At 69.4% G+C, this 16,648-nt stretch carries 16 protein-coding genes; 3 read left to right on the top strand and 13 right to left on the bottom strand.

The features are described 5' to 3' along the window. Positions 1–104: 104 nt before the first annotated feature. The 5 genes from ccsB to ACEXHE_RS04715 all read right to left on the bottom strand — a co-directional run bounded on the left by ccsB (position 105) and on the right by ACEXHE_RS04715 (position 5,115). The gene (ccsB, locus tag ACEXHE_RS04735; protein ID WP_374784911.1) at positions 105–1,217 is read right to left on the bottom strand and encodes a c-type cytochrome biogenesis protein CcsB; all 1,113 of its coding nucleotides are present in this window, start codon (positions 1,215–1,217) and stop codon (positions 105–107) included. 2 nt (positions 1,218–1,219) lie between these two features. Then, entirely contained in the window at positions 1,220–2,842 is a 1,623-nt protein-coding gene (locus ACEXHE_RS04730; protein ID WP_374785242.1) for a cytochrome c biogenesis protein ResB, read from the bottom strand. Between the two features lie 122 nt (positions 2,843–2,964). Next, entirely contained in the window at positions 2,965–3,738 is a 774-nt protein-coding gene (locus ACEXHE_RS04725) for a cytochrome c biogenesis CcdA family protein (RefSeq protein ID WP_091692613.1), read from the bottom strand. 7 nt (positions 3,739–3,745) lie between these two features. Beyond that, entirely contained in the window at positions 3,746–4,354 is a 609-nt protein-coding gene (locus ACEXHE_RS04720) for a TlpA disulfide reductase family protein (RefSeq protein WP_091692611.1), read from the bottom strand. Between the two features lie 80 nt (positions 4,355–4,434). Then, a complete protein-coding gene (locus ACEXHE_RS04715) occupies positions 4,435–5,115 on the bottom strand; it encodes a histidine phosphatase family protein (protein ID WP_277245032.1) in 681 nt (226 codons plus the stop codon). A 108-nt stretch (positions 5,116–5,223) separates the two neighbouring features. Here ACEXHE_RS04715 and ACEXHE_RS04710 point away from each other — a divergent pair, with 108 nt between their 5' ends. Next, complete coding sequence (locus tag ACEXHE_RS04710) at positions 5,224–6,057, top strand: hypothetical protein (protein WP_277245031.1); 834 nt, start codon at positions 5,224–5,226, stop codon at positions 6,055–6,057. 52 nt (positions 6,058–6,109) lie between these two features. On the opposite strand, the gene ACEXHE_RS04705 is transcribed toward ACEXHE_RS04710, so the two are convergent. The 4 genes from ACEXHE_RS04705 to ACEXHE_RS04690 form a co-directional block, all read right to left on the bottom strand. Continuing rightward, positions 6,110–6,733 (bottom strand): redox-sensing transcriptional repressor Rex, encoded by a 624-nt coding sequence (locus ACEXHE_RS04705; protein WP_374784910.1) that lies wholly within the window; start codon positions 6,731–6,733, stop codon positions 6,110–6,112. Beyond that, complete coding sequence (locus tag ACEXHE_RS04700) at positions 6,730–7,032, bottom strand: glutaredoxin family protein (protein WP_091692603.1); 303 nt, start codon at positions 7,030–7,032, stop codon at positions 6,730–6,732. Before ACEXHE_RS04700 ends, ACEXHE_RS04705 begins: the two co-directional genes overlap by 4 nt. Positions 7,033–7,131: 99 nt before the next feature. Then, complete coding sequence (locus tag ACEXHE_RS04695; RefSeq protein ID WP_003792170.1) at positions 7,132–7,230, bottom strand: 30S ribosomal protein bS22; 99 nt, start codon at positions 7,228–7,230, stop codon at positions 7,132–7,134. A 147-nt stretch (positions 7,231–7,377) separates the two neighbouring features. After that, entirely contained in the window at positions 7,378–8,589 is a 1,212-nt protein-coding gene (locus tag ACEXHE_RS04690; RefSeq protein WP_285178754.1) for an acetoin utilization protein AcuC, read from the bottom strand. 185 nt (positions 8,590–8,774) lie between these two features. Here ACEXHE_RS04690 and ACEXHE_RS04685 point away from each other — a divergent pair, with 185 nt between their 5' ends. Next, positions 8,775–10,328 carry a TrkH family potassium uptake protein gene (locus ACEXHE_RS04685; RefSeq protein WP_374784909.1) on the top strand — a complete coding sequence of 518 codons (1,554 nt, stop codon included), beginning with the start codon at positions 8,775–8,777 and terminating at the stop codon, positions 10,326–10,328. Next, positions 10,321–10,992: a potassium channel family protein gene (locus ACEXHE_RS04680; RefSeq protein ID WP_374784908.1), complete on the top strand. Its 672-nt coding sequence runs from the start codon at positions 10,321–10,323 to the stop codon at positions 10,990–10,992. Before ACEXHE_RS04685 ends, ACEXHE_RS04680 begins: the two co-directional genes overlap by 8 nt. 9 nt (positions 10,993–11,001) lie before the next feature. On the opposite strand, the gene proC is transcribed toward ACEXHE_RS04680, so the two are convergent. Genes proC through topA form a run of 4 tightly spaced genes read right to left on the bottom strand, consistent with a single transcriptional unit; the run spans position 11,002 to position 16,642 of the window. Further along, entirely contained in the window at positions 11,002–11,841 is an 840-nt protein-coding gene (gene proC, locus ACEXHE_RS04675; protein ID WP_374784907.1) for a pyrroline-5-carboxylate reductase, read from the bottom strand. Between the two features lie 53 nt (positions 11,842–11,894). Then, positions 11,895–12,773 (bottom strand): sugar phosphate isomerase/epimerase family protein, encoded by an 879-nt coding sequence (locus ACEXHE_RS04670; RefSeq protein ID WP_374784906.1) that lies wholly within the window; start codon positions 12,771–12,773, stop codon positions 11,895–11,897. Beyond that, positions 12,766–13,797 carry a Ppx/GppA family phosphatase gene (locus tag ACEXHE_RS04665; protein ID WP_374784905.1) on the bottom strand — a complete coding sequence of 344 codons (1,032 nt, stop codon included), beginning with the start codon at positions 13,795–13,797 and terminating at the stop codon, positions 12,766–12,768. The genes ACEXHE_RS04670 and ACEXHE_RS04665 overlap by 8 nt, the downstream gene beginning before the upstream one ends. Positions 13,798–13,837: 40 nt before the next feature. Then, positions 13,838–16,642, bottom strand: coding sequence for a type I DNA topoisomerase (gene topA, locus ACEXHE_RS04660; protein WP_374785241.1), 2,805 nt, complete (start codon positions 16,640–16,642; stop codon positions 13,838–13,840). Between the last annotated feature and the right edge of the window lie 6 nt (positions 16,643–16,648).

Genomic DNA, 16,648 nt, shown 5'->3' with positions numbered 1-16,648 from the left:
AACGTGAGGCTGGGAATCGGGGGTCCGGCCGGAGCAGGACCGGTGATTCCCAGCCTCACGTTGTGGTGACGGTTGTGGCGACGCCCCCAGCCTCGCCCCTCAGATCACTCGGGGATGCCGGCGTAGGAGTGCAGGCCGGGGAACAGGGTGTTGACCACGGCGAAGTTGAAGATCACGCACAGGTAGCCGATGATCGACAGCCAGGCGGCGCGGTCCCCGGTCCAGCCGCGGGTGGCGCGGGCGTGCAGGTAGCCGGCGTAGACCACCCAGATCACGAAGGACCAGACCTCCTTGGTGTCCCAGCCCCAGTACCGACCCCAGGCAGCCTCGGCCCAGATGGCGCCGGCGATCACGGTGAACGTCCACATCACGAACGAGATGGCGTTGATGCGGTAGGACCAGTTCTCCAGGCTCAGCGCGGAGGGCACCATGCGCAGGAACGCCGAGGAGCGGCCGGAGGCGGTGCCGGCCTTCACGGCGGCCTCGCGGCGGTGCTGCAGCAGCTGGAGCACGCTCATGGCGAAGGTCAGGGTGAACAGTGCGGAGGCCAGCACGGCGATGGACACGTGGATGATGATCCACGGCGACTGCAGGGCCGGCTGCAGGTGCGCCACCGGCGTGGGGAAGCCCATAGTCGCGGCGCACATCATGATGACCACCAGGCCGGTCACGAAAGCCCCCAGGAACCGCAGGTCCTTGCGCAGCAGGAACAGCAGGAACACCACCGAGACCAGCAGGGCGCCGGTAGTGCAGAACTCGTACATGTTGCCCCACGGGACACGGTGGGCGGCCACCCCGCGCGCGATCACCGCGAAGGCGTGCACGGCCGTGGCGATCACGGTCAGCGCCACGCCCACATTGGCCAGCGGCCGCTTCACGGACCCGGTGTAGTCCATGTCGTCGTCCACGAGCTCATCGTCCGCACGGGCGGTCAGCGCGGCGTCCTCAGCGGTGGCGGCAGCGGTCCCGGTGCGCGGTGCATCCACCCCGGAGGTCCCGACGCCGGCCCCCACCAGTTCCCGGTCTCGCGCACCGGAGCGCGCATTCGCCTGGGCTCCGGTGTGCTGGCGGGCCAGGTCGGCCTCCAGCGTGCGGATGGTCTTGGAGGAGGTGGAGACATCCAGCGTGAACAGGATGAACGCGGCGGCGTAGATGAACGCCGCGATCAGCATGAACAGGTCGCTGTAGCCGGCCAGTTCCAGGTTGATGCTCTGCATGGTCACTCCGGTCGATCTGTGGAATCAGAAGAGGTGCGGGCGGAAGGTGCGGTGGACGCGCGCGGCGAGGGGCCGTCGTCGGGAATCTGGTCCGGTGCCTGCACCGGCCACATCTTCTCCATCTGACGGCGCAGGGCCAGGTTCTCCTCGCGCAGGCCGAACTCCTCGCCGCGGGCGAGCAGTCCGTACTCCACCAGTGTGCGCCCGTCCGGCCCGGTGGTGCCACGGACCCATACCCGGCGGCGGCGCACGAACAGGCTCACGCCCAGGCCGAGCATGGAGGTGATGGCGAAGAAGCCGACGGCCCATTTGGTGGGGTCGTGGTGGATGTCCAGGCCGACGTAGCGCTTGACGCCGTCGAAGGAGATGGACCCCTTCCCCTCGGGCAGCTCATAGGACTCGCCGGGCGTCAGGGTGATGCCGCCGGCGTCCAGGGTGCGCGAGTTCAGCTCGGTGAGGCTCTCAGTGTCCAGGACGTAGACGTTCTGCGGGGTGCCGTCGTCCAGGCCGAGGTCGCCGTAGTACGAGTTCAGGTTCAGCTCGGGGTTGTAGAGCTCGGGGTCGATCGAGACGGCCACCCCGTCCTCCCCGGTGTACGCGGTGGGCACGAAGAAGCCGACGAAGCCCAGCTGGTCCGGCTGCGCGTCCGGGGCCTTGATGACCATCAGCGAGGTGTAGACCTGGTCCTGCACGCGTCCGATCACCGGACCCTGGAAGGCGATGTCCCCGTTGCCGTCCCGCACGGTCACCTCCGGGGCGTAGCCGTTGCCGACCAGGTAGACCCGGGCCCCGTTGATGTCCAGGGGGTGGTTGACCTTCAGCTCGGTGGACTCCACGGGCTCGCCCGGACCGCGCCGCACATCCAGGGTGGCGGTGAAATCCAGGGGCTGGCCGTAGTGGGTCTCGGACTCACGGTCGAAGACGGCCTCGAAGCCGGTCAGCGTCATGGAGAACGGGGTCAGCCGGTCCTCGCTGAAGGCGCTGCCGGGGGTGAAGGCGTCGTAGGCGACCAGGGTGTTGGCGAAGCCCTCGCCCTCCACCAGGATCTTCTGCCCGCGGTAGGTCAGGAAGGACCCGGCGGCCATGAACGCCAGCACGCCCACCAGAGAGAGGTGGAAGACGATGTTGCCGATCTCGCGCAGGTAGCCGCGCTCGGCGCCCACGGAGGCACCGCCGTCGGCCTCCTGCCGGACCTCGGTGCGGTAGCCGCGCTTCTTCAGCCAGCGGGCGGCCTGCTCCACCGCCTCTGCGGGGGCGGGCCCGTCCGACTCCAGTGCCACCTGGCCGCTCTCCGGGAGCCGGGACAGGCGGCGCGGGGTGCGCGGCGGGGCCGAGCGCAACACCTTGGCGTGCTGGATGGCGCGGGGCAGCACACAGCCGATCAGCGAGATGAACAGCAGCAGGTAGATGGCCGAGAACCAGACCGAGGAGTAGACGTCGAACAGTTGCAGGCTGTCCAGGATGGGGCCCAGCGTGGGGTTGTCCCGGAGGTAGTCCTCCACGATCTGCGGGCCGGCCGGGCGCTGCGGGAACAGGGATCCGGGCACGGCGGCCACGGCAAGCAGCAGCAGGAGCATCAGGGCGGTGCGCATGCTGGTCAGCTGGGTCCAGGCGAAGCGCAGCATGCCCCAGAAGCCCAGGTCCGGCTGGGCCACGTCCTGACGCGCGCGGTTCTTGGCTGGCGTCGAGGCGGGAGTCGGCGGAGTCGTCGGCTGCTTCACGGGCTCCTCAGGAGTCTCGGTGTGGCTCAAATCGGCAGCCTCACTTCATTGGCGAACCAGGTCTGCAGCTCGATCACCCAGGTGTTCCACACGCCGGTGACCATCAGCAGGCCCAGCACGATCAGCAGTCCCCCGCCGAAGCGCATGATGGCCAGCCGGTGCTTGCGGAAGAACGCCAGGGCACCCATGCCGCGGCGGATCCCCAGGGCGATCAGCAGGAACGGGATGCCCAGTCCCAGGCAGTAGACGAAGGCCAGCAGCGCACCCTTGACCGGGGACTGCGAGCCGGCGGTGGACATGGCCAGCACGGCGGCCATGGTGGGGCCGATGCACGGCGCCCAGCCCAGGCCGAAGGTCATGCCCAGCACGGGTGCGCCCCACAGTCCGGCAGGAGCGCGGGAGTGGATGCGCCGCTCGCGCTGGAAGGCGTCCAGTCCGCCCATGAACACCACACCCAGCACCATCACGACGACGCCCAGCAGCCGAGTGAGCCACTCACCATCGCGTTGGAGCCAGATGGTGACCTGAGAGAAGACGATGCCGATCAGCACGAAGACCACGGCGAAGCCGAGGATGAACAGGGCCACGCCGGCCAGCATGCGGCCACGCTTCTGGTCCTGCAGATCGGCTCCGGTCAGGCCGGTCACGTAGCCCAGGTACCCGGGCACCAGGGGCAGGACACAGGGCGAGAGGAAGGAGACGAGCCCCGCCAGGGCGGCAATGGGCACGGCCAACAGCAGAGAGCCGTCGGTGACGGCCTCGGCGAAGGGGTTGTTGGCGGCGCTCAGCAGCAGGGGCATGGAGGGCTCAGGCCTGCTCGTCCAGCACCGTGGTGATCAGGCTGCGCAGGGTGCCTCGCTCGGCGATGCCCAGGATGCGCGCGGAGACCCGGCCCTGACGGTCCAGCACGATCGTGGTGGGCACGGCCTGAGGCGGCACGTAGTCCGTCATGGACAGCAGCACCTGGCCGTTGAGGTCCTCCACCGAGGGGTAGGTGATGCCGAAGTTGCGCTCGAAGGCCTCTGCGGTGGCCACGGTGTCCCGGACGTTCACGCCCAGGAACTGGACGCCGTCGGACTCGAACTCCTCGTGCAGTGCCTGCAGGTCCGGTGCCTCCACGCGGCACGGGGCGCAGGCGGCGTACCAGAAGTTCATCACCACGGGCTCGCCCTGCATCTGCTCGGCCGTGATCTCCTCCCCGGAGAACAGCGTGGAGCTGAACTGCACCGACTCACCGCGCTCGCCCTGGGCGATCTCCAGCACCGAGCCGTCCCCGGCGATGTAGTTCTTGCCGTCGGCGTTGCCGGCCTGCTGCGCCAACGGGTCATCCGAGCTGCACGCGACCAGGAGCGGCAGGGCGGCGACGCCGGCCAGTCCGGCCAGGACATGGCGGCGGGACGGGGTGGGAGCAGACATGCAGGGAGACACTTCCGACGAGGACAGGGCTTCGATGGATTCTACAGTCCGTAGAAGAACGAGGCGGAACGGATCAGCGCTCAGGCTCCGGGCAGGTTCAGGGCGTCCTTGAGCAGGGCCTTGTTCGGCTCCTGATACTCGATGCGAGGGCGGTCCTGACCCCGCTCGAAATGCAGCGAGGTCACCGAGGTCAGGCTGCACTGACGCTGGCGGGGATCGTGCCAGAGCGGACGGTCCTCGGCAGAGAGCCGGGTGACCCAGATCGGCAGCTGGTGCGAGACCACGATGGCCTCTGAACCGGGGCCTCCTGCGGCGAGGGCACGGTCCCGCAGATCATGCACGGCGGCGGCCATGCGCTTGACCTGGTCCTGGTACGGCTCACCCCAGGAGGGCCGGAAGGGGTTGACCATGAACGGCCAGTGCTTGGGGTTCTTCAGCTCGGCTTTGACGTCCGAGAGGCCTTCGAAGTGGTTCTCGGCCTCCAGGACGCGGGCGTCGGTGTCGATGGTCAGTCCCAACGCGCGGCTGATGGGCTCTGCGGTCTCCTGCGCACGCTGCAGCGGGGACGCGGCCAGGACCACCGGTGTCCGTCCCGCCGCGCGGGCTCGCCCGGCGAACCAGTCCGCCAGGTCCTCGGCCATCCGCTGCCCCAGCTCAGAGAGTCCGAAGCCGTTGAGGCGGCCGTAGAGCACTCGATCCGGATTGTGCACCTCTCCGTGGCGGACGAGGTGGACGGTGGCAGTGGTGGAGGAAGTGGTCATTCCTCCAGTCTGGCAGAACTGAGCTCACCGCCAGGACGGCCCGGGACCGCTAGCGTTGAGCTCGAGCATCAGACATCAGATGACCGACGAACATCCCAGGAGGGCACCATGACCGATCAGCCCCGCGACCCCCAGCGGCCCTACGGCCAGAATCCGTATGGCGAGCAGGACCCGAACACGGGGTCCGACCAGCCCGCTCAGCCGCGCTACGGCCAGTACGCCCCGAACCACGATCCGTCTGCTCCCTCAGGACAGCCGCAGGGCCAGCCTCAGTACGGGCAGTACGCTCCCCCGCAGTACGGCCAGCCGGGCCAGCCCAGCCAGCAGGCGCCGAGCCCCTACGGAGCGCCTCCACAGCAGGGTTACGGACAGCCCTATGGGCAGCAGCCGCAGCAGGGCTATGGACAGCCCTACGGTCAGCCACACCCGCAGTACGGCCAGCCCGGCTACGGGCAGCAGTTCGGCGGCTTCCAGCCCGGTGCCCCCGCCGGACCGGTCCAGCGGCCGCAGACCATCGACCGCTCCTACTGGCTGATCCTGGCCGCCGGTGCGATCTTCGGGATCATCAACCTGATCTCGGCCTTCCTGCCGAACCTGGGCATGTCCCAGCAGCAGATGGACCTGCTGGAGCAGCAGTTCTCCGATGCCGGCATGCCGATCAGCGTCCAGGAGCTGTTGCCCCTGGTGCAGACCACCACGATCGTGATGACGTTGATCCTGGTGGGCGTCTACGTCCTGATCGCCCGGGGCATCCGCAACGGCTCGAACGTGGCCCGGATCTTCGGGACCATCTTCGCGGCGATCTCCGTGTTCTCGATCTTCGGACTCGGGTTCCTCTACGTGGTCCCGGGGATCGTGGGCATCGTCTTCGCCTACCTGCGCCCGTCCAGCGAATACATGCGCGCCCGGGCCTGGGAGAAGGCCAGCGGCATCCGACGCTGACACCACCCTCCAGCACCGAGCACATTCACGGCCGGCTGACCCGCGATCTGGGTCAGCCGGCCGTTCCGTTGCGGAAGGCCAGCAGCTGCAGCTCGGCGGAGAGGTCCACGGCCCGGACCGAGACGCCGGGCGGCACGCTGACCTCCACGGCGGCGAAGTTCAGGATCCCCTGGACCCCGGCCCGCACGAGCAGGTCGGCCACCTTCTGGGCGGCGGCGGCCGGAACCGCCAGGATGGCCAGCCGCGCACCGCTGTCCTCCACCACGGTGGTCAGCTCCTCCAACGGTTGCACGCTCAGTGGACCGCACGCGGTCCCGGCCAGCGCGGGGTCGGCGTCCACCACAGCGCAGATCCGCAGTCCGCGTTCGGCGAAGCCGGTGTACCCGGCCAGCGCCGTCCCCAGGTGGCCGGCACCCACCAGCACCACGGACTGGTCCTGGTTCAGTCCCAGCGCCTGGCTGATCGCCTGCCGCAGCACCTCCACCGGGTAGCCCACCCCACGCTGTCCGAGGTGGCCCAGCCCGGACAGGTCACGGCGCAGCACATCGGCGCTGACCCCAGAGGAGTCGGCCAGCTGGGCCGAGGAGACGCGCGAGGCACCGGCGGCGGCGAGCTGGGAGAGCACCCGCAGATAGACCGGCATCCGCGCCACGGCGGCCTGGGGCAGTGGGGTCACGGGCGGGATCCGGTCAACAGCCGTTCCAGCCGGTCCGGGTCGATCCGCCAGAAGTCCCGCTGCACTCCGTCCACGAACAGCACCGGGACCTCTTCGGCATGCCGCTCCAGCAGCTGCGGCTCATCCGCCCCGTCCACCACCCGCCAGGGCACTCCCACCCGGGTGCAGACCTGCTCCACCACGGCCACCGCGTCCTCGCACAGGTGGCACCCCTCCTTGACCAGGACCGCCACATCCGGCCAGGTGGCCCGACCTGTGGAAGGTGCGGGGCCGTCGTCGGGAATCTGTGTGCTCGCCATGCTCACCACTGTAGATCTCCCCAGGAACACGAAGGCCGCCCCCACAGCGTGGGAGCGGCCTGTGCTGTCACCGACGGTCCGTGGACCGCCGGGCGCGCATCACTTCTTGTTGCGGCGCTGGTGACGGGTCTTGCGAAGCAGCTTGCGGTGCTTCTTCTTGGCCATGCGCTTGCGGCGCTTCTTGATCACTGATCCCATAGGGACACCTCAATCGATTGCTCGGCGGAGGCCACGGCGATGCGTGCCTCCTGTGTCTAACGTGAGAACGTCGCCCTCCAGACTACCTGGCGGCAGGCAGTGCGTGCGAACCGGCGGCGGTGCCGGGGCCCCGGACGGGCACGCGCATCAGTCGAACCAGGGGTCCAGGCCGTGGTACGGGAAGATCTCCTTGCGCGTGGCCATGATGGTCTGGTCCACCGCGTCCGAGGGGTCGTAGCCGACCTCCCAGGAGCGCCACCACACATCCGCACTGTCCCCCATGGTGGTGGGCATCTCGTCCAGCTCGAGTCCGCCCCGTGTGGCCGCCTGCTCCCGCCAGGTCGCCGGCAGGGCGGTGCCCGAGGGAATGGGGTGGCCGGCGGCCGCGCCGATCAGGTGGGTCCAGGTGCGCGGAACCACGGTGAACGGGCTGTAGCCGCCACCGCCGGTGGCCAGCCACCGGTCCTGGGCGAAGTCCCGGGCCCAGTCGGCCGCATCCAGGACCAGCTGACGCTGGCCGTCCACGGACATCATCAGGTTGGTCAGGGGGTCGTCCCGGTGGCCGTCGCAGCCGTGCTGGGTGACCAGGACCTGGGGGTCGAAGGCCTGCAGCAGCTGGGGCACCACGGCGTGGACCGAGCGCAGGAACCCGGAGTCCCCGGTGCCCGGCGGCAGTGCCACGTTCACGGCAGTGCCCAGGGCATCCTGTCCGCCGGCGTTGTTGGCGAACCCGGTGCCGGGGAACAGGGAGATGCCGGTCTCGTGGACCGAGATGGTCAGCACGCGGGGATCGTCCCAGAAGATCGACTCCACACCGTCCCCGTGGTGGGCGTCCAGGTCCACGTAGGCCACGCGCTCGGCGCCCAGGTCCAGCAGACGCTGGATGGCCAGGGCGCAGTCGTTGTAGATGCAGAACCCGCTGGCCGAGTCCCGGTGGGCGTGATGCATGCCGCCGGCGAAGTTCACCGCGTGCTGGACCTCTCCGGACCAGATCATCTCGGCGGCCCGCATGGACCCTCCGGCGATCCGCGCTGCGGCGGCGTGCAGTCCCTCGAACACGGGGTTGTCCTCGGTGCCCAGCCCCAGGTCCTGACGGTCGGTGCCGTCCCCGCAGCTGCAGGAGCGCACGGCCTCGATGAACTCGGGGCTGTGGACGAGCTGGAGCTGCTCGTCGGTGGCCTCGGGGGGCGTGACCAGCTGGATGTTCTCGGCCTCGAAGACGTCCAGCTGCTCGGCCAGGGCGTGGGTCAGCTCCAGGCGCACCGGGGCCATGGGGTGGGCCTCGCTGAACTTGTAGCTCAGCAGGACCTCATCCCACATCACCGCGGTGGGGACCTGGTCGTCTCGTGTGCTGCTCATCACCTACAGCCTATTCCCCCCGGTCACGTGGGGCACAGCGTGACTCGGCCTCGTCTCGACTCAGACGGGATCCGCACCGGTCTGTGTCCTGCCGGTGGCGGTGAACGCTTCCCGGGTGCAGGATGATGCAGGATGAACCCATCCCCCGGCTCCCGCAGCCGGTTCGCCCCGCCCTGAGAGGTCCCATGCCCCGGCAGTCCAGCTCACCCGGTCCGCGCCGCGGCCCGGCCGCAGGCCTGTTCGGCAGGGGACGCACGCGCCGGCCCGGCTCGCTGCGCAGCGCACGCAGGATCCCGACGCCGGCCGGAGACCCGATGACCTGGAGGTCACCGAACGCTCCGGCCAGGATCCACGGGCACGACGGCCCCAGCGGCATCCGGGGGACCTACCGCCGGGTGACCGCGGCGATTTCGCGGTTCGCCGGCGCCTCCCCCTCCCGCACGGCGCTGCTGGTGTTCATGCTGGTGGTCGCCTTCTTCACCGCCCTGCTCTCCCTGCCGGTGATGTCCCGTTCCGGTGAGGTCACCCCGCTGCACGACTCCCTGTTCGTGGCGACGTCCGCAGTGTCGGTGACCGGGTTGACCCCGGTGAACACCGCCGAGCACTGGAGCTTCCTGGGCCAGCTGGTGATCCTGCTGGCCATCCAGCTGGGCGGCCTGGGCATCCTGTCCATGGCGGCCCTGCTGACCCTGGCGGTCTCACGCCGGCTGGGGGTGCGCTCCAAGCTGGTGACCCAGGAGGGCATGACCACCGGGCAGCTGGGCGAGGTGGGCACGCTGCTGCGCGTGGTGCTGGCCACCACGTTCACCCTGGAGGGCATCCTCGCCCTGGTGCTGGTCCCCCGGTTCATCGAGCACACCGACGGGTTCTGGGAGGGCGTCTGGAACGGGGTGTTCTACTCGATCTCCGCGTTCAACAACGCCGGATTCACCATCCACCCGGACGGGCTGCTGCCCTACATCCACGACCCGTTCATCGTCTGGGCGCTGATGATCGGCGTGTTCGTGGGTGCCCTGGGCTTCCCCGTGGTGATGGTGCTGCACAAGTACCGGTGGAACTACCACCGGTGGAACCTGCACACCAAGCTCACGGTGGAGATGACGCTGGCCCTGCTGATCATCGGCGCGCTGCTGGTGGCGGTGTTCGAATGGTCCAATCCGCGCACCCTGGGCCAGTTCGAGCTGGGCGAGCGCATCCAGTTCTCCCTGTTCGCCTCGGTGATGACCCGCTCGGGCGGCTTCGACGTCTACACGATCGACCACCAGTTCCCGGAGACGCTGCTGCTGATGGACGCCCTGATGTTCGTGGGCGGCGGCTCGGCCTCCACCGCCGGCGGGATCAAGGTCACCACCCTGGCGGTGATGTTCCTGGCGATCGTGGCCGAGGCCCGGGGTGACAAGGACGTGACCGCGCACGGTCGGACCATCGCCCCGGAGGCCATGCGCGTGGCCATCTCCGTGCTGGCCCTGGCCGCCACCTTGGTGCTGGTGGCCACCATGGCCCTGGTCGCCATCAGCGGCGAGTCCCTGCAGCGCCCACTGTTCGAGGCGATCTCGGCCTTCGGCACCTCCGGACTGTCCACGGGGCTCTCCGGTGAGCTGCCGCCGTCGGGAAAGTATGTCCTGGCCGCGCTGATGTTCGCCGGGCGCGTTGGTACGATCACCTTCGCGTCCGCCCTGGCGCTGCGTCAGCGGCGCAACCTGTACCGGTACCCCGAGGAGAGGCCGATCATTGGCTGAGAACCGTCCGGACCCCCATGCCCCCGTCCTGGTGATCGGCCTGGGCCGCTTCGGCTCGGCTGTGGCCGAGCAGCTGGTCGACCAGGGCCGTGAGGTGATGGCGATCGAGCGCGATCCTGCCCTGGTGCAGCGCTTCGCCGGGACCCTGACGCACGTGGTGGAGGCCGATGCCACCAATGTGGAGGCGCTGCGCCAGCTGGGCGCGCAGGAGTTCTCCACTGCGGTGGTGGGCGTGGGCACCTCGATCGAGTCATCGGTGCTGATCACCGTGAACCTGGTTGACCTGGGGATCGGGCACATCTGGGTCAAGGCGATCACCCCCGCGCACGGCAAGATCCTGCGGCGGATCGGGGCCAACCACATCATCTTCCCCGAGCACGATGCCGGTGTGCGCGCGGCCCACCTGGTGGGCGGGCGGATGCTGGACTTCATCGAGTTCGACGACGACTTCGCGATCGTGAAGATGTACCCGCCCACCGAGACCGTGGGCTTCACCCTGGCCGAGTCCAACATCCGCGCCAAGTACGGGGTGACCGTGGTGGGCGTGAAGACTCCGGGCGAGGACTTCACCTACGCCCAGCCGGACACCACCGTGGGCCCCCGGGACACCCTGATCGTCTCCGGTCACACCGATCTGCTGGAGCGCTTCGCCGCCCGGCCGTGACGGGAGAGATCAGTCCGTGAACTCCTCGGACATCTCCCGGTCGCGCGCGGCGGCGGCGTCCATGGCGCGGGCCACCAGGTCCGGCAGCCCGCCGGCCAGGAAGCTCTCCACGGCCTTCTCGGTGGTGCCGCCCGGGCTCATCACGTTCTTGCGCAGGGTCTCGGCGGTCTCCTCGCCCCGGGTGAGCATCAGGCCCGCACCTTTCACCGTGGCGGCGGCCATGGCCTCGGCATCGGCCCGGTCCAGGCCCAGCTCCGCCCCGTGGGCGGCGATCAGCTCGGCCAGCAGGAACACGTAGGCCGGAGCCGAGCCTGCCGTGGCCACCACGGCGGAGAGCTGGTCCTCCTCGACCTCCACCACCAGACCGGACTCGGCGAACACGGCCTTGACCGACTCCAGCTGCTCCGGGGTCACAGTCGGACCAGGGGCCACACCCACCACGCCCGAACCGACGGTCAACGGGGTGTTCGGCATGGTCCGCACCACCGGCTGTCCCTCGGGCAGGTTCTGCTCCATGGCCTCACGGGAGACGCCGGCGGCCACGGAGACCACCACGGTCTCAGGGCGCAGGGCATCGCTGATCTCCCGGCACAGGGCCAGGATCCCCTTGGGCTTGACGCCCAACAGCACGACGTCGGCACTCGCCGCGGCCTGCTGGTTCGCCTTCTGGTCCGCACCGGACGCACTGACCTGTACGCCGTACTTCTGCGCTGCAGGCTCGGCCTTCTCCGGGGTGTGCACGGTGGCGGTCACCGTGGAGGGGTCCGCTCCACCGGCCAGGTAACCGGCCAGGATGGCCCCGTTCATGTTGCCCAGTCCCAGGAAGCTCACGCGGGCGTGGTCGGTCATCGGGATCTCCTCCGTGTGCGTCGGGTGCAGTGGTGCGCCGCAGTGGGCGCGGTTCAGTGGTCCTCGCCCGGCGCGGCGTCCGTGGCCTCGACCCGCTGCTGCCAGCCGATCGCCAGGTGCCGCCGGGCGAACTCCAGCGACCGTACCAGCCACTCCTCACGGGCCCCGGCGTACTTGACCTTGCGAGTGCCCACCTCCACGCAGACCACCCCGTCCCAGTCCTGGTGGCCCAGCAGCTGCATGCACTCGGCCACCGGCTGGTCCCCGTCTCCGGGCAGCAGGTGCTCGTCCTTGCCGTTGGCGGTGCCGTCGGTCAGGTGGATGTGGCGCAGCCGCTCCCCCAGCTGGTGGAACGCGGCCAGTGAGTCGGCCTGGGCAATCGCCGCGTGGGAGAAGTCCCAGGTGATGTGCTCATAGCCCTCCGGCACCGGATCCCAGTGCGGCAGGTACATCAGGGCCTCACGGCCGCGGGTGCGCCAGGGGTACATGTTCTCCACGCAGATCTTCACCCCGGTGGACTCCATGATCTCCTGGATGCCCTCGGCGAATCCGGAGGCGTAGCCGCCCTGCCAGCGGAACGGCGGGTGCGCCACCACGATTTCCGCGCCCACCTCCCGGGCCAGGTCCGCGCTGCGGGCGATCTTGGTCCAGGCCGAGCCCCAGACCTGCTGGGTGAACAGCAGGGTGGGCGCGTGGATGGAGTGGATGGGCATGTGGTGCTTCTGGGAGAGCCGGTTCAACCGGACCGCGTCCTGGGACCAGGAGTTGTGGGTGACCATGACCTCCACGCCGTCGTAGCCCAGGTCCTGGGCCATGGCGAAGACGTCCTGGGTGCCCAGCGGGAACACCGAGGAGGAGGAGAGGGTCACCGGGATCCGGCCCTCACGCGGGACCAGCCCGCTGGGGTGCACGTGTTCAGCGCCGTCAGCCACTGGTGACCCCCACGGAGAACCCGGGCAGGGTGGGATCCGGGTTCAGGTTCACGTGACCCACCACGCCGGGGGCGCCGTCCCGGCCCAGCATGCCGTCCAGCATCAGGGCGTCCAACCGGTTCATGATCAGGCCCTCCCGCAGCGCCCACGGGCAGATCTCCACCACGGAGACCCCGAACTGGTCCATGGCTGCCTCGGCCACCAGGGCACCGGCCAGCATCTGCCGGGCCCGCACCTCGGAGACCCCGGGCAGCTCGGCACGGTCCTCGGCGGTCATCGCGGCCAGGCGGTGCATCCACAGCTTCAGGTCCTCGGCGCGCAGGTGGCGCTTGACGAATGGGCCGGCCGCGGACGGGGCGGCACCGGTGATCCGGGCCAGGGAGCGGAAGGTCTTGGAGGTGCCGGTGACCAGCACAGGGGCGGTGATCGGCGGGAAGCCCTCCCAGGCCTCGGCGATCATGCCCCGGATGTGCTTGCGCAGCCGCTTGACGGACTTCGGTGTGGGCGGGTCCCCGGGCAGCCAGTCCAGGGTGAGCCGCCCGGCGCCCAGCGGCAGGGACACGGCGTGCGAGGGCAGCTCGTCGATCCCGTAGGCGATCTCGAAGGAGCCGCCGCCGATGTCGAAGTTCAGGATCGAGCCCACGTCCCAGCCCTGCCAGCGGCGCACCGCGAAGTAGGTCATGGCCGCCTCCTGGTCGCCGGAGAGCTCGGCCAGGTGCACCCCGGTCTCCCGGGTCACCCGCTCCAGCACCTCAGCACCGTTGGCCGATTCGCGGATGGCCGAGGTGCAGAAGGCGATCATGTCCTCGGCACGGTTCTCCTGGGCGAAGGAGACCGCCTCCTGGATGAAGGAGACCAGCTCGGACTGCCCGGACTCGTCGATCCGCCCCTCCCCGTCCAGGTGCTGGACCAGGGACAGGGAGCGCTTGTGGTCGGCGTAGGCGGAGGGACGCGCACCCGGGTGGGCGTCCACCAGCAGCAGGTGCACGGTGTTGGAGCCGATGTCCAGGACGCCCAGACGCATGTTCTCCCCGAATCTCTCTGCAGGACGGTGGGTCGACGAGCTACTTCTTCTTGGCCGGGGCCTTGCGGGCGGCCGGCTTGCGCGCCGGCTTTTTCGCCGGCCCCTTGGCCCGCTTGTCCGCCAGCAGCTGGTAGGCCTGCTCGGCGGTCAGGGACTCGGGGTCCATGGCCCGCGGCACGGTCACATTGGTCTCGCCGTCGGTCACGTAGGGACCGAACCGGCCCTCCTTGACGGTGACCTTCTTTCCCGACGACGGGTCCTCACCGAACTCGGCCAGCGGCGGCTTGGCAGCCCCGCGGCCTCGCTGCTTGGGCTGGGCGTAGATCGCCAGGGCCTCCTCGAGCGTGATGGTGAAGATCTGCTCCTCGGACTCGATCGAGCGCGAGTCCGAGCCCTTCTTCAGGTACGGACCGAACCGGCCGTTCTGCACGGTGATCTCGGTGCCCTCGGCGTCGGTGCCCAGCACGCGCGGCAGGCTCATCAGCTGCAGGGCCTGCTCCAGGGTCACGGTGTCCACGGCCATGGACGTGAACAGCGAGCCGGTGCGGGGCTTGTCCGGCTTGGGCAGCTTCTTGGGCTTGGGCTTGCCGTTCTTGTAGTACTCGGTGGGCATGGAGTCCAGCAGCTCCTGCTGCTCCTGCTCGCTCAGCTCCGGGATCACCTCGGTGACGTACGGTCCGTAGCGTCCGTCCTTCGCCACGATCCGGCGGCCGGTGACCGGATCCTGGCCCAGGTCACGCTCGGAGGGGCCGGCGGTGGCGAAGAGCTCCTCGGCCTTCTCGGCCGTCAACTCATCCGGTGCCAGGTCCTCGGGGACGTTGGCGCGCTCGGGTTCCGTGCCCTCCTCGGCATCCGCCGGGCGGTCCTTCTCCAGGTACGGGCCGAACTTGCCCACGCGCAAGGTGATGCCCTCGGCCACCGGGATGGAGTTCACGGCACGGGCGTCGATGTCGCCCAGGTTGTCCACCACAGCCTTGAGGCCCTCGGCGCCGTTGGGGGCGCCGAAGTAGAAGCCCTGCAGCCAGGCCTCGCGCTGGAGCTCGCCGGCGGCGATCCGGTCCAGATCGTCCTCCATGCGGGCGGTGAAGTCATAGTCCACGTACTTGCCGAAGTGCTCCTCGAGCAGGCGGATCACCGAGAACGCGGTCCAGGAGGGCACCAGGGCGTTGCCGCGCTTGGTGACGTAGCCGCGGTCCATGATCGTGGAGATGGTCGGCGCGTAGGTGGAGGGACGTCCGATCTCGCGCTTCTCCAGCTCGGCCACGATCGAGGCCTCGGTGTACCGCGGGGGCGGGGAGGTCTGGTGTCCGTTGGCGGTGACGGGGTCGCCGACCAGGGACTGCCCGGCGCTCAGATCCGGCAGACGCTTGTCCTTGGACGCGGTCTCGGCCGAACCGGACTCGCTCTCCTCGGCGGTGGAGTCGTTGCCCTCCTCGTAGGCGGCCAGGAAGCCGGGGAAGGTGATGACCGTGCCGGAGGCGCTGAACTGGGCGACCCGGCCGTCGGTGGCGGTGCCGGAGAGCTTGACGGTGGCGGTGTAGCCCTTGGCGTCGGCCATCTGGGAGGCCACGGTGCGCTTCCAGATCAGCTCGTAGAGACGGAACTCGTCCTTCGAGAGCTGCCCGGCCACCTGGCCCGGGGTGCGGAAGTGGTCACCGGCGGGACGGATGGCCTCGTGGGCCTCCTGCGCGGCGTCGTTCTTGGCCTTGTACACACGCTTGGCCTGGGGCACGGACTCGGGCCCGTAGAGCTCGGTGGCCTGACGGCGAGCGGCGTTGACCGCTTCGTCCGAGAGCATCACCGAGTCGGTACGCATGTAGGTGATGAAGCCGTTCTCATACAGTCGCTGGGCCACCTGCATGGTCACCCGCGAGGAGAAGCGCAGCTTGCGCGAGGCCTCCTGCTGCAGGGTGGAGGTGGTGAACGGTGCGGCCGGACGGCGGGTGTAGGGCTTGTCCTCCACCGAGTCCACCGCGAACCCGGCACCCTGCAGGCCCTCGGCCAGGGAGGTGGCCGCCTCCTGATCCAGGTGGACGACCTGACCGGCGGCGCTCTTCTTGAGCTCACCGCGGTCGGTGAAGTCACGGCCCGTAGCCGTGCGGACCCCGTCCACCGCGCTGAGCCGAGCGGTGAAGGAGGAGGCGCCAGAGCCGGCGTCGGGAGAGACTGAACCTGAACCGGGGGTGAAGGTGCCCTCCAGGTCCCAGTAGTCCGAGGTGATGAAGGCCATGCGCTCACGCTCGCGCTCCACCACCAGGCGGGTGGCCACGGACTGCACGCGACCGGCGGACAGACCGCGGGAGACCTTGCGCCAGAGCACCGGGGAGATCTCATAGCCGAAGAGGCGGTCCAGGATGCGCCGGGTCTCCTGGGCGTCCACGAGGTCGGTGTCAATCTGACGAACCGACTCCAGGCCGCGCTTGATGCCCTCCTGGGTGATCTCGGTGAAGGTCATCCGGTACACCGGGACCTTGGGCTTGAGCACCTGCAGCAGGTGCCAGGCGATGGCCTCGCCCTCACGGTCGGCGTCCGTGGCCAGATAGAGGGCTTCAGCCTCCTTGAGCTGGCGCTTGAGGTCGGCGACCCGCTTCTTCTTCTCCGGGTACACCACGTAGTAGGGCTCGAAGCCCTCCTCGGTGTTCACAGCGAACTTGCCGAACGGGCCCTTCTTCATGTCCGCGGGCAGGTCCGAGGGCTGCGGAAGATCCCGGATGTGACCGGCTGAGGCGTCCACGACCCAGCCCTCGCCCAGGTACTTGGCGATGGACTTGCTCTTGGCGGGGGACTCCACGATGACCAGCTTCGTGCCCTCGGCAAGGGTGTGGGAGGCGGTCTTCTCGGACATCGACGG

Origin of the sequence: Micrococcus sp. IITD107 (assembly GCF_041927415.1) — a bacterium.
Classification (GTDB): Bacteria; Actinomycetota; Actinomycetes; order Actinomycetales; family Micrococcaceae; genus Citricoccus; species Citricoccus terreus.
This window is presented reverse-complemented; position numbering and strand designations above follow the sequence as displayed.